At 62.8% G+C, this 13,029-nt stretch carries 12 protein-coding genes and 1 pseudogene; 9 read left to right on the top strand and 4 right to left on the bottom strand.

Annotation, left to right across the window (positions count from 1 at the left end; genetic code table 11):
* Positions 1–51: 51 nt before the first annotated feature.
* Positions 52–1,023, bottom strand: coding sequence for a site-specific integrase (locus RT582_RS20010; protein WP_313479550.1), 972 nt, complete (start codon positions 1,021–1,023; stop codon positions 52–54).
* A gap of 181 nt (positions 1,024–1,204) precedes the next feature.
* On the opposite strand from RT582_RS20010, the gene RT582_RS20005 reads away from it, so the two are divergent.
* Positions 1,205–2,206 (top strand): DNA-binding protein, encoded by a 1,002-nt coding sequence (locus tag RT582_RS20005; protein ID WP_313479548.1) that lies wholly within the window; start codon positions 1,205–1,207, stop codon positions 2,204–2,206.
* 38 nt (positions 2,207–2,244) lie between these two features.
* Here the strand turns inward: RT582_RS20005 and RT582_RS20000 are convergent, their stop codons facing one another.
* Positions 2,245–2,631, bottom strand: coding sequence for an antitoxin Xre/MbcA/ParS toxin-binding domain-containing protein (locus RT582_RS20000; RefSeq protein WP_313479544.1), 387 nt, complete (start codon positions 2,629–2,631; stop codon positions 2,245–2,247).
* 519 nt (positions 2,632–3,150) lie between these two features.
* Here RT582_RS20000 and RT582_RS19995 point away from each other — a divergent pair.
* Both RT582_RS19995 and RT582_RS19990 read left to right on the top strand, forming a co-directional pair.
* Positions 3,151–3,375 (top strand): annotated as a pseudogene (locus RT582_RS19995) (LysR family transcriptional regulator); the annotation flags it as partial.
* Between the two features lie 71 nt (positions 3,376–3,446).
* Positions 3,447–4,634: an XdhC family protein gene (locus tag RT582_RS19990; protein ID WP_313479542.1), complete on the top strand. Its 1,188-nt coding sequence runs from the start codon at positions 3,447–3,449 to the stop codon at positions 4,632–4,634.
* Positions 4,635–4,772: 138 nt separating this feature from the next.
* Here RT582_RS19990 and RT582_RS19985 read toward each other — a convergent pair whose 3' ends face one another.
* Together RT582_RS19985 and RT582_RS19980 are read right to left on the bottom strand one after the other, a co-directional pair.
* On the bottom strand, positions 4,773–7,013 hold the full coding sequence (locus RT582_RS19985) for a xanthine dehydrogenase family protein molybdopterin-binding subunit (RefSeq protein ID WP_143505691.1): 2,241 nt from the start codon (positions 7,011–7,013) through the stop codon (positions 4,773–4,775).
* Positions 7,014–7,027: 14 nt separating this feature from the next.
* Positions 7,028–7,486, bottom strand: a complete 459-nt coding sequence (locus RT582_RS19980; RefSeq protein ID WP_143505693.1) for a (2Fe-2S)-binding protein — start codon at positions 7,484–7,486, stop codon at positions 7,028–7,030.
* Positions 7,487–7,736: 250 nt separating this feature from the next.
* Between RT582_RS19980 and RT582_RS19975 the strand changes: the two genes are divergently transcribed.
* The 6 genes from RT582_RS19975 (at position 7,737) to RT582_RS19950 (ending at position 13,002) form a co-directional block, all read left to right on the top strand.
* On the top strand, positions 7,737–8,408 hold the full coding sequence (locus tag RT582_RS19975; protein ID WP_125874525.1) for a GntR family transcriptional regulator: 672 nt from the start codon (positions 7,737–7,739) through the stop codon (positions 8,406–8,408).
* A 268-nt stretch (positions 8,409–8,676) separates the two neighbouring features.
* Positions 8,677–9,612, top strand: coding sequence for a 4-hydroxyproline epimerase (locus tag RT582_RS19970; protein ID WP_143505695.1), 936 nt, complete (start codon positions 8,677–8,679; stop codon positions 9,610–9,612).
* Positions 9,609–10,718 carry an NAD(P)/FAD-dependent oxidoreductase gene (locus RT582_RS19965; protein WP_143505697.1) on the top strand — a complete coding sequence of 370 codons (1,110 nt, stop codon included), beginning with the start codon at positions 9,609–9,611 and terminating at the stop codon, positions 10,716–10,718. The genes RT582_RS19970 and RT582_RS19965 overlap by 4 nt, the downstream gene beginning before the upstream one ends.
* On the top strand, positions 10,711–10,947 hold the full coding sequence (locus RT582_RS19960) for a (2Fe-2S)-binding protein (RefSeq protein WP_125874522.1): 237 nt from the start codon (positions 10,711–10,713) through the stop codon (positions 10,945–10,947). The genes RT582_RS19965 and RT582_RS19960 overlap by 8 nt, the downstream gene beginning before the upstream one ends.
* Entirely contained in the window at positions 10,944–12,179 is a 1,236-nt protein-coding gene (locus tag RT582_RS19955; protein ID WP_313479529.1) for an FAD/NAD(P)-binding oxidoreductase, read from the top strand. The genes RT582_RS19960 and RT582_RS19955 overlap by 4 nt, the downstream gene beginning before the upstream one ends.
* A 70-nt stretch (positions 12,180–12,249) precedes the next feature.
* Positions 12,250–13,002 (top strand): AraC family transcriptional regulator, encoded by a 753-nt coding sequence (locus tag RT582_RS19950; protein WP_178112551.1) that lies wholly within the window; start codon positions 12,250–12,252, stop codon positions 13,000–13,002.
* The last annotated feature ends 27 nt before the right edge of the window (positions 13,003–13,029 follow it).

The raw sequence follows: 13,029 nt of genomic DNA, 5'->3' as shown, positions 1-13,029 counted from the left end.
GGCGGGATCGGCGTATTTCACCAGATTCGGGAAGTCTTTTTCAGACCTTCCCTAGTGAGAAGCTGGCGAGTGAGTCAAAGTGCCAGCATTAAGTTCAAGGGCGGGTCGAGCTGCTAGGCCACCAAAAGAAATAGCGGGGTCGATATAGCGCATGGCTGACTTCATGTCCTTCCAGCCCACGTAGGTCATCAGTGCCTTGAGATCCCAGCCATTGGCCGTGGCCCAGGTGGCGAAGCCGCGGCGCAGCGAATGACTGGTATACAGCTCAGCCGGGATACCCGCACGCTGCAATATCTGGCGTAGCAGGCTGATCAGGCTGCCGGGATGCAGCGCTCTGTCATTCAGGTGCCCCCAGCGATCCAGGCGGCGGAACACGGCCCCTCGTACTATGCCGGCGACACTGATCCAGTCGAGATAAGCCTGTACCGGACAGAGGCGTTTCAGGGCTGGAGCGTAATGGGTCGTGCCAAGGTTCTCCCGATCCCCCTTGCTCTGCGGCAAGAACAAGGTCATGCCGGCGCCGGCCTCAACCTGGACATGCTCAACCTGCAAGCGGCAGAGCTCGTCGCTGCGGAACCCCCGCCAGAAGCCGACCAGCAATAACGCCATGTCGCGTCGGCTTCGTAGCAGACTTGCCAAGTCGCCCGACTGCTGAGCGCGTTCGACCTCCTGATTCAGCCACTGAACTGCCTGTTCTAGATGCTGCACCTGCAGTGGGGCTGCTTGCTTAGCCTGCGCCGGATGCAGGGTGCGGATGCCCTTGAGTACCTGGCGCACTGTGGGTGTTTTGGTTGGATCGGGGAAGCCTTGGTTGATGTGCCACTGGGCGAGGGCTGCCAGCCGCTGCTTCATCGTACTGAGGCTCAGAGTGTCGGCGTAGTCCACCAGGTAGCGCACGATGCTGTCACCGGTCGCCGGTAGGAAGCCGCCCCAAGTCACCTCGAAGTGTTCGACGGCCGACTGGTAGCTGCGGTGGGTGTTTTCCCGCGTGCCGGCATGCAGATAGCGCTCGACGTCCTTCATCGCCTGGGGTTTGCCCTATGTGTACTGGAAAACGACTGAAAAATAGCCATTTTCGCCCATCCCATTAAATAAGCCTCCATTATTTTATCTTATTTCATCCTTCAAATCCTGCTTTACTTCAGAACAAATTAGTATGTAAATACGTAGTATGTAATCCAATACGAAATCGTAGGAGCAGACCATGGCCCGCGGCGGCATTAATAAGGCGCTGGTTCAGAAGGCCCGCCAGGCCATCCTGGCGCGAGGAGAGAACCCCAGCATCGATGCGATACGGGTCGAACTGGGAAACACTGGTTCAAAAACCACCATTCACCGCTACCTGAAAGAACTCGAAGACGCTGACTCCGATCGGAGCACTGTCGTACTGCCGCTCAGCGAGCAGTTGGCCAACCTGGTGGGCCAGTTGGCGGATCAGCTCAGGGAGGAAGCGAAGGCCGAGGTGGCGCACGAGCGCGAGCAACTGGCTTGGGAACGACTTGATTACCAGAACCAGGTTCAGCAGGCAGAAAGCCGTATCCAGCAGCTGGAAGGTCAGTGCATTGAGCTCACGGAGCAGCTCCAGACTGCCCAGCAAGCGCTACTGCAGGAACGACAGATGCGTCAGCAGGCTGAGGTCGGGAATGCCCGCCTACAGCAAGCCAACCAAGACCAAGAAACGCGCCTGCGGGATCGCGATGAGCAAATCCTCTCGTTGGAAGATAAGCATCAACATGCTCGTGATGCCCTGGAGCACTATCGCCAGGCCAGCAAGGAACAGCGTGAGCAGGAGCAGCGTCGCCACGAGTCGCAGATGCAGCAACTGCAACTGGAACTACGGCAATTGCAGCAGACCCTGATCGTCAAACAGGACGAGTTGACCCAACTGAACCGCGACAATGCGCGCCTGCTGACAGAGGCGCGGCAGCTGCAAAAAGAGCAGCATGCACAGCAACAGCTATTGGCGCAGAAGGTCCAGGCCTTGGAAGCCGCTCAGCGCACGTTGATCGGAGCTGAACGCGCGAATGAGGCCCTGGAACAGCGCTGCAGCACATTGCAGGAGGAGGTGTCTCGGTTAAGCGAGACCTCCGCAACCCAGGCGCAGCAAGCGCAGATCCTGCAGGAGCGCTTGGCCGAAGCCATCACGCACCTGAAACTGCTCGGGCATACGCTGCTCACTACCAGCGGTAATGAAACGGGTACATGACCCTCTGTTTCCAGCTCAAAGGCCGCCCTCGGCGGGGATCAAACTGGCAGTCCATATTCAATCGAACGAATAGCCTGCCGTACAGCGCGCGTACCAAATCCGGTTACCAGTAGCTCGACCGGCTTCTCATTGGACAGCACGACATTCGGTGCCGTTAGCCAGCGGAGCGAACCTCCTAGATCACCTTCGTGCAGCTCCAATAGCGCATCGAGGATCTCGATAAGACGACAGAACACCTCACCTGCCTGCATAGACATCACGGTACTGTCGGGGGCCGCAGTGACCCACTCCACAATCTGCGCCGCTGATCGATCCAGCTCGCTCGCCAAATCGGAGATCAACGAAATCGGCAGGCCCGCCAGCACGGCGACGTGCAGGTAGTAGTGGCCTTTCGGCAAACCCAGTTTTTCGCGGAGTCTTCCCATAACTGCCTCCAGGATAATTGGCCATTTGATAATGTCATCTTGGCCCCGAGTTTGCGCATGATGGCTTCGAACCATCCGCACCGTAGTTTCGAGAGAGACCGAATGAACATTACTTGAAGGCTACTCGGCAGTGACGCTTTGATCGGTGTTATTATTGAAACCTGCCCAAGAGCTTCCTCTCCCGGGTACGTGTACCGGTGATGAAACTTGGTTTGAGGCGGTCTCGTTGAGGCCGCCTTTGTCGCTTCTGGGAGAGCCCCCAGTGCTAAGCAGCCATATGCGTCGAAGCGCAAAGCCTCGACCAAAGCTGTTCGCAGGCCCTCTAACTCGGCATCTCTCCAATCTTATGAACTCGCGCTGAGTACGGACGGCGGGAATTATCTGCAATTATCTCGGCAGAGATAATTGATCAATATTTAGCCACCGCAACTGAGCAGCGCCTCTCAAAATTAATCCTTTAGACACAGCAGGTTACAGAACAAATGTCCTAATTTTTGCCTTATCTCGGCATGCCCCCCCGTACGCCTGGAGTTGCAGTACGGCCTGCTGCGCGAGCTGCCAGTGGCCGAATTGCCACTGCAACGCAGCTGGTGCGTGGTGAATATCCGCGGCCGGCGCCTGTCCCCGGTGGCACAGGCGTTCGTCGACTTCATCCGCACCGAGCGCGCGCATATCGGCAAACTGGCCGAGCGCTTTCAGGCAGGCAGCGCAGGATCGGGCAAGAATCTCGCAGGATCGGCCTAACCCTTCTTAACTGGCATACGGGACATTGGCAGCCTGGGATCGCTCCACCAAAACCTGCCTGGGAGAAACCTATGCTGTCGGGAATCAGCGCCCTGCTCGGCGCCATCCGCGCGCTCGAACGCGACAACGGCCAGGCCGTGCTCGCCACCGTGGTCAAGGTCGAAGGCTCGGCCTACCGCCGCCCCGGCGCGCGCATGCTGATCCCGCTCTACGGCGGCACCGTGGGCACCATCAGCGGCGGCTGCCTGGAGTCCGAGGTAGCGAAGAAGGCCTGGTGGCTGACCGATGGCGGCGACGCCGTGATCCGCCGCTACAGCACGGCCACCCAGGACGACGATGACGATCAGGACGCCGCGCTGACCTTCGGCCTTGGCTGCAACGGCACCGAGCACGTATTGCTCGAACGCCACAGCGCGGAAAAGCCGCTGGCGGTGCTCGAGTTGCTGCGCCAGGTGCGTGAAAGCGGCCAGGCCGGGGCGATCGCCACGGTGATCGGCAGCTATCGCAACGCCCGTGTACGTGTGGGCGAGCGTCTTTATCTGCATCCATCACTCAGCGACAACGGCTGCCTGCTCGATTCCGTACTCGACGCCGAGGTTCGAGCCGATTTGCAGCGAACCCTGACCGATGGCCGCTCCTCGCTGCGCAGCTACCGTGATGAGCGTGGCGAGATCGAGGTGTTCTGCGAATACCTGGCACCGCAACGGCGGCTGGTGATCTTCGGCGCCGGGCACGATGCGCAGCCGCTGACACATATGGCCAAGCTGCTGGACTGGCACGTCACCGTGGTCGATGGCCGCGCGCATTTCGCCCGCGCCGAACGCTTCCCCGACGCCGACACCGTGCTGCAGATCGATGCCCGCCCACCTTACGAGCTGCACACACTCACCGACGGCGCCATGGTGGCGATCATGAGCCACAGTTACAGTCAGGATCGCCATTGGCTGGGCAGCGTATTGCTGGGCGCGCCTGCCTATATCGGCCAACTGGGACCACGTGACCGCACCGAACGCCTGCTGGATGAGATTCGCCAACACAGCGCGCAGTTACCAGCGCTGGAGCGCCTGCACTATCCCATCGGCCTGGATATCGGCGGCGATACACCGGAGAGCGTGGCCACGGCGATCCTCGCCGAGATGACGGCCGCCATTAACCAGCGCACAGGCGGCATGCTCAAGCATCGCCAGGCGGCGATCCATACGCCAACGCCGCAGGGCGCAAGCGAGCTGGAAGCAGCACCCCGTCTGACCGCCCTCTGAGCGCACCCGACACGATTGCGTAGGAGCGGCTTCAGCCGCGATCCATCGCAAAGCTCGCCGCTGAAGCGCCTCCCACAGCGCCTTCACAAACCAAAACGCCCGAGCAATTGCCCGGGCGTTTGTTTACCGCGTCTTCGGTCAGGCCTTGATCTGCGCCGGGAACGGCAGCTTGCGCAAGCGCACGCCGGTCGCTGCGAACAGCGCGTTGGCCAGCGCCGGAGCCAGCGGCGGCACACCGGGCTCACCGACACCGGTCGGGTTCTCCGCGGACGGTACGATATGCACCTCGACCTTAGGCATCTCGTTCATGCGCAGCACCCGGAAGTCGTGGAAGTTCGATTGCTCGACCCGCCCTTCCTTCAGGGTGATCGCGCTGTGCTGGGCAGCCGCCAGGGCGAAGCCGATGCCGCCTTCCATCTGCGCCTTGATTACATCCGGGTTGATCGCGATGCCACAGTCCACGGCGCACACCACGCGATCCAGACGGTAGCTGCCATCGGCCTTCACCGTGACTTCGGCCACCTGCGCCACGAACGAGCCGAACGACTCGTGCACGGCAATGCCACGCCCGCGCTTCTCGCCCTCGGCACCCGCCGCCAGCGGTTTGTCCCAGCCGGCCTGCTTGGCGGCCAGCTCCAGCGCACCGCGGTGACGCGGATGACTTTCCAGCAGCGCATGACGGAAGGCGTAAGGGTCCTGCCCTGCAGCGACGGCGGCCTCATCGATCATGGTTTCGGCGACGTAACCGGTGTGGGTATGACCGACCGAACGCCACCACAGCACCGGCACCTTGATATTGGTCGGCGTGCTCAGCTCCACCTGCAGGTTGGGCACGGCGTAGGAGAGATTGGAGAGACCCTCGACCGAGGTATGGTCGATGCCTTCCTTGATCATGAAGGGCTCCATCGAGGTACCGGTCATGATCGACTGCCCAACGATACGGTTGTGCCAGGCCTGCAGCTTGCCGGCCTCATCCAGGCCGATGCGTACGCGGTGCAGGTACAGCGGCCGGAAATAACCGCCACGGGTATCGTCCTCACGCGTCCAGACCATTTTCACCGGCGCATCCACGCCCTTGTCGCGCGCGGCCTTGGTAATCGCCACCGCCTCCAGTAGATAATCCGACACCGAGCTGGCGCGACGGCCGAAACTGCCGCCGGCGTATAGCTGGGTCAGCGAGACCTGTTCGGGCTTGAGGCCCAGATAGCTGCTGATGATGGCCTGGTCGACGGTCTGGAACTGCTCGCCGTTCCAGATTTCGCAGCGATCGCTGGACAGCTTGACCAGGCAGTTCATCGGCTCCATCGCCGCATGCGCCAGATAGGGGAACTCGTAGTCGGCCTCGACGGTTTTCGCCGCCTGGGCCAGCGCCGCATCGGCGTCGCCCTTGCTCGTGGCCGGCCGACCTGGCTTGCCCGCATCGTCGCGGTATTGCGCGAGAATTTCCTCGCTGCCCAGGGTGAAGGCCTGGCTCTCATCCCAGTCGATCACCAGCGCATCGCGACCCTGGCGCGCCGCCCAGGTGTTCTTCGCCAACACGGCGACACCCGAACGGCCATGGGGCAGATCGCGAAACTCCACCACCTCGACCACATCACGCACGGCCTTGGCCTTGATGCTGTCCACCTTGCGCGGCACACCGCCGAAACGCGGCGGGTAGGCGACCATCGCCACCAGCATGCCGGGCAGCTTGAAGTCCTGGGTGAAGACGGCGCTGCCATCGGTCTTGCCCTGACTGTCCTTGCGGCGCAGCTCGCGCTTGCCGATCAGCTTGAAGTCCTTCGGGTTCTTGAGTTGCACCTGCTCCGGCACCGGTAGCGAGGCTGCCGCCTCGACCAGCTCACCGAAGCCGGCACTGCGACCTGAACCGGCGTGAATGACCACGCCCTTGTCGACGCTGATTTCACTCACCGGCACGCTCCAACGCTGCGCGGCAGCCGCCACCAGCATGGCCTTGGCGGTCGCACCGGCGTTGCGCATCTGCTCCCAGGAGTTGGCCATGGCGGTGCTGCCGCCGGTACCCTGCATCGGGCCAAAGGCGAGGTTGTTGTAGCGTTTCACATCGGCCGGCGCGCCTTCGACGCGCACCTTGTCCCAGTCGGCATCCAGTTCTTCGGCAAGCAAGGTGGCCAGGCCGGTGTAGCTGCCCTGGCCCATTTCCAGGTGTTTGGCCAGAACGGTCACCGTGCCATCGAGGTCGATTCGCACGAAGGCGTTCGGCTCCAGCGGGCCGCCTGCTGCGGCCAGCGCATCCATGCCGCGCAGCAGCGGCGCGAAGAAAATGCCCAGCGCCAGGCCACCGCCACCCTTGAGCAGGGTGCGACGGCTGACATTGAGGATGCCGCGAGTGGCGCTATCGGGAGTTTCTATCTTGCCCATGTCTATGCGCCTCCTCAGGCCAGTTTGTCGGCAGCTTCGTGAATCGCGGCGCGAATCCGCACGTAGGTCGCGCAGCGGCAGATATTGCCGCTCATGGCCGCATCGATATCGGCGTCGCTCGGCGCCTTGTTGCTACTCAGCAAGGCCGTCGCCGCCATGATCTGCCCGGACTGGCAGTAACCGCACTGGACCACATCGAGTTGCCTCCAGGCCTCCTGAACCACCTTGCCTATGGCATCTTCGCCGACCGCCTCGATGGTACTGATGCGCTTGCCGGCTACCGCCGACACTGGCGTGATACAGGAGCGGGTCGGCTGGCCTTCGACGTTCACCGTGCAGGCGCCGCACAGCGCCATGCCACAGCCGTACTTGGTGCCGGTGAGATTGGCAACGTCGCGCAATGCCCAGAGCAGCGGCATATCGTCGGCCACGTCAAGCTCGTGGTCCTGGCCATTGAGATTCAGGGTAATCATGGTCTGCCCACCTTGTTCTGATGGTGTCTGATGGTTCCGGCATGGCTTGCCGGTGGTCACGGTCAACCCCGCACACAGGGGGCCAGATCATCACTGTAGTGGGCACAAAAGCACCTGTCGCCGCCGACCACAGAGATCGGCAGAACCGGGCAATAAGTTCGTAGAATCGGGCAAGCCGATGGATGGCACCTGCGTTTCGCTCATGAAATTTCGTATAAAGTATATTAAGCAACCATCAGAGTAGTCCGCCTTGCCTCTTGCTCGCTTCAACGCCCCCAACCTCGGCCTTACACCAACTGCCTCGGAGGTCATAGCCAAACACCTGCGTGACGCAATCGTTGCGGGCGATATCGCTGAGGGCGAGCCAATCAGGCAGGACGACGTGGCGAGCCTGTTCAACGTCAGCAAGATTCCCGTACGTGAAGCGCTCAAGCGTTTGGAGGCCGAAGGCCTGGTCATGTTCCAACGTAACAAGGGAGCTGTGGTAACACGCATCTCCGAGCCGGAACTGGCGCAGATGTTCGAAGTGCGCATCCTGCTTGAAGACAAAGTGCTGCGCCTGGCCATCCCCAATATGACCGAAGAGACCTTCGCTCACGCCGAAAGCATTTGTGAGGAGTTCGTTGGCGAAGTCGATGTGGGTCACTGGGCCGAACTTAACTGGAAGCTGCACGCCTGCCTCTACGAACCAGCCCAGCGACCTTTTCTGGTCAGCCTCATCCGCTCGATCCACGACAAACTGGAACGCTATTTGCGCATGCAGATGAGCCTGTCCGAAGGTAAGGATCGCGCTGATCACGAACATCGTGCAATCATCGATGCCTGCCGTGCAGGCAATGTAGATCATGCAGCTGCACTGCTCGACGAACATATAACCGGTGTCTGCAGCAGCCTCTTCGCACATCTGCCGGGCCATCGCTGATCCTCCGTCGAAAGCAGCGCCAGCTCGGCAGTCTGCCCCAGGCAGCCCTGGCGCAATCTGCCGATCAGTGGCAGATCCGCCTGCATACCGCATCGAGCAGAACGTTGTAGCCAGATGAGCAACACAGCAGCTTCCACATCAACCGGTAGCAGAAGGTCGAGCTTGTGACTGTGCTAATTTCATCATCCGATTGACACAAATCCTTCAAGCCGGAGCGGCCGCCTCGCGTCACTCTGTAGCCACCCAAATGGCACACAGGCATGGTCACATGAAACGCATCGAGGTAATCGACTCCCACACCGGCGGTGAACCGACCCGTCTGGTCACCCGCGGTTTTCCTGACCTGGGCAACGGCAGCATGGCCGAGCGCAAGCAGTTGCTGGCCAGCCAGCACGATCAATGGCGTGCAGCCAGCGTGCTCGAGCCGCGCGGCAGCGACGTGCTGGTCGGTGCCCTGTTATGCGAGCCTGTCGATCCCAGCGCCTGTGCCGGAGTCATCTTCTTCAACAACACCGGCTACCTCGGCATGTGCGGCCACGGCACCATCGGCCTGGTGGTTTCCCTGGCGCATATGGGCCGCATCGGGCCAGGCGTGCACAAGATCGAAACCCCGGTCGGCACCGTCGAGGCGACCCTGCACGACGACCGTTCGGTGAGCGTGCGCAACGTACCTGCCTACCGTTACCGCCAAGCGGTAACACTGGATGTGCCAGGCCACGGTAAAGTGACCGGCGACATCGCCTGGGGCGGCAACTGGTTCTTTTTGATCAGCGAGCACGGCCAACGCATCGCTGGCGATAACGTCGAAGCACTTACCGCTTACACCTATGCGGTGCAGAAAGCGCTGGAAGAGCAAGGAATTCGTGGTGAGGATGGCGGCCTGATCGACCATATCGAGCTGTTCGCCGATGACGCCGAAGCCGATAGCCGTAACTTCGTGCTCTGCCCCGGCAAGGCCTACGACCGCTCGCCCTGTGGCACCGGTACCAGCGCCAAGCTGGCCTGCCTGGCCGCCGACGGCAAGCTGCTGCCCGGCTCGATCTGGCGCCAGGCCAGCGTGATCGGTAGCCAGTTCGAAGGCAGCTACGAGCAGGCCGAAAACGGCCGCATCATCCCCACCATTCGTGGCCGGGCCAATATCAGCGCCGAGGCCACCCTACTCATCGAAGAAGACGATCCGTTCGCCTGGGGCATCGTTCCGTGAGTGACGGCGCCGACTTCATCGTCATCGGCGCCGGTATCGTCGGCGCCGCCTGCGCCCATGAACTGGCCAGCCGTGGCCAACGCGTGCTGGTGCTTGACGCGGGCCTGCGTGCGGCGACGGCTGCCGGCATGGGCCACCTGATCGTGCTCGACGACAACCCGGCCGAACTGGCGCTCAGCCAGTATTCGGTGCAGCGCTGGCGCGACTGGTCACGGGACATGCCGGACGACTGCGCCTATCGGCAGAACGGCACCCTGTGGCTGGCCGCCAATGCCGAGGAAATGGCCGTGGCCGAGGCCAAGTATCAGGTACTGCGCGAGCATGGCCTGGACTGCGAGCTGCTCGGCGCGCAAGCCCTGCACAACGCCGAACCAGAGCTGCGCGACGGTCTGCACGGCGGCCTGCGGGTAATCGGTGACGGCATTCTCTATGCACCCAACGCGGCGCGCTGGCTGCTCGACCATCCACTGATCGAGTGCCGCCAGGCGCATGTCGTGGAGATCGACGGCAACCGAGTACGCCTGGAAAGTGGTAGCAGGCTCAGCGCCCAAGCGGTGATCCTCGCTGGCGGTACTCATGCCAGCACACTATGCCCGGAACTGCCGATCGAACCGAAGAAAGGCCACCTGCTGATCACCGACCGTTACCCGGGGCGAATCAGCCACACCCTGGTGGAGCTGGGTTACGTCACCAGCGCGCACAACGCCACTGGCCCGTCGACCGCCGCCAATATCCAGCCACGCCCAACCGGCCAGCTGTTCATCGGCGCCTCGCGGCAGTTCAATACCACCGACCCGGAAATCGAACCGTGGATGCTGGCGAAGATGCTGCAGCGCGCCGTCGATTACGTGCCAGGCCTGGCCCAGCTCAACGGCATCCGCGCCTGGACCGGCTTTCGCGCCGCCAGCCCGGACGGCCTGCCGCTGCTCGGTGAACATCCGCAGCGCCCCGGCCTGTGGCTGGCGGTCGGCCACGAAGGCCTCGGTGTTACCACCGCGCCGGGCAGCGCCGACCTTCTGATTGCCCAGTTGCTCGGTGAAACCGCGCCACTGGCGCTGGAACCCTATCTGCCGCAGCGCTTCGCCGGAGTACGCGCGCATGCCTGAACTGATTCTCGACGGCCACCCGCTGCAGGTGGCCCCCGGTACCACGGTCGCCGCCGCGCTGATGCTCGGCGGTGATGGCACCAGCCGCACCTCGGTCAGCGGCCAGCGCCGTGCGCCGGTGTGTGGCATGGGTATCTGCCAGGAATGCCGGGTAACCATCGACGGCCAGCGCCGCCTGGCCTGCCAGACCCTTTGCCGCGATGGCATGCAGGTGGAGAGCCGGCCATGAAGGTGGACATCCTCATCATCGGTGCCGGCCCTGCCGGTATGGCCGCCGCCCTGGCTGCCGCGCCGAGTGGCGCACGCATCGCCGTGCTCGACGACAACCCCGCCGCTGGCGGACAGATCTGGCGCGACGGCCCGCAGGCGCACCTGCCGCCGCTGGCCCGCGAGCATCGCAGACGGCTGGAGGCACAGGCCAACATCGAGCTGCTGCCGGCCACCCGCGTGGTCGCCCTGGCCGGGGCCAAGGCGCTGCTGGTGGAAGACCCAGAGCAGGGCCGCGTCATCGCCTACGACAAGCTGATTCTGTGCACTGGCGCCCGTGAGTTGTTAATGCCGTTTCCCGGCTGGACGCTACCCGGTGTTACCGGCGCCGGCGGCCTGCAGGCGCTGATCAAGGGTGGCATGCCGGTGGCCGGCGAGCGCATCGTCATCGCCGGCAGCGGCCCATTGCTGCTGGCCAGCGCCGCTACCGCGAAGGAAAACGGTGCCCAGGTCGTAAGCATCACCGAACAGGCGAGTTGGTCAGCGCTGGCCGGCTTTGCCGCGCAATTGCCACGCTGGCCACACAAGCTGCTGCAATTGTTCGGCCTGTTCCACCCTGGCTACCGGGCCAACAGCCATGTCGTCGAAGCCCTGGGTGATGGGCGCCTGGAAGCGGTGCGCCTAAATAGCGGTGGGCAGATTCGCGAAATCGCCTGCGACCGCCTGGCTTGTGGCTTCGGCCTGATTCCCAACCTGCAACTCGGCCAAGCCCTGGGCTGCCGCATCGACAACAACGCGATTGCCGTCGATGCCTGGCAGGCCACCAGCCTCGCCGATCACTACGCCGCCGGGGAAAGCACCGGTTTTGGCGGCAGTGAAAAAGCCCTGGTCGAAGGCGCCATTGCCGGCCATACCGCAGTGGGCGACCGTGATGCGGCGCAGCACCTGTGGCCACAGCGCCAGCGCTGGCATGGCTTCGCCAGTGCGCTGAACGCCACCTTCGCCCTGCGTGACGAGGTGAAGAACCTGGCCAAGCCGGACACCCTGATCTGCCGCTGTGAAGATGTGCCGCTGGCCGCAGTCACCGATCACCAAGGTTGGAGCCAGGCGAAGATGGCCAGCCGTTGCGGCATGGGAGCCTGCCAGGGGCGCATCTGCGGCGGTGCAGCGCAGGCCTTGTTCGGCTGGCAGCCAGCGGCGCCACGCCCGCCATTCAGCCCCGCGCGTATCGGCACCCTGCTCCACCTGCAGTAGCGTCGTTCGAGCACTACCCAGGTGGCCCTTCGGGCCGTATGCTCAGGAGCCACCACCTACCAGTCCCAAGATGCTAGACCTTCTGCCACGCTCCACGCTCACCGACCTACCCACACTGCTCGCCAGCCTTGCGGCGATCGCGCCGTTACTGGATGCAATGCCCGGCGTGGTGTTCTTCATCAAGGACCCCCAGGCGCGCTACATGATGGTCAATCAGACGCTGGCACGGCGCTGCGGCTTCAAGGACAAGCAGGAGCTACTCGGGCGCACCGCCGAGGATGTCTTCCCATCGCGTCTGGGCCCGCAGTACACCGCCCAGGATCTACAAGTTCTTCACGCCGGCTCACATCTGGAAAACCAGCTTGAGCTGCACCTATACCCCGAACACCTGACCGGGTGGTGCCTGACCCATAAGCTAGCCTTGCGCAATGTTGCCGGTGAAGTGATCGGCATGGCCGGAGTATCGTGTGACCTACAGGCAGCACATGACACGCATCCGGCCTACCAGAGGCTGGCCGTGGTGGACGACTATATCCGCCAGCACCACGCGCGCCCTATCAGCCTGGCCGAGCTGACCGAGTTAGCAGGATTGTCCGTGGCGCAGCTGGAACGTCTGTGCAAGCGGATCTTCCAGCTTACCCCACGGCAAATGATTCATAAGGCACGTCTCGGCTCCGCCACCCAACTGCTGCAAAGCGACCTACCGATCACGGAGATAGCCCTGCGCTGTGGCTATACCGACCACAGCGCGTTCAGCCGCCAGTTCAAGGCATTGACCGGGCTTTCCCCGAGCCAATACCGCGATGCCCAGCGCTATCGCTGACAACACGTTCCATTTAGGGGCAAACAC

Source organism: Stutzerimonas kunmingensis (genome assembly GCF_032106285.1).
In the GTDB taxonomy this organism is placed as follows: Bacteria; Pseudomonadota; Gammaproteobacteria; order Pseudomonadales; family Pseudomonadaceae; genus Stutzerimonas; species Stutzerimonas kunmingensis_B.
Note: the sequence above shows the minus strand (reverse complement) of the source record. Positions and strands in the feature narration are given on the sequence as shown.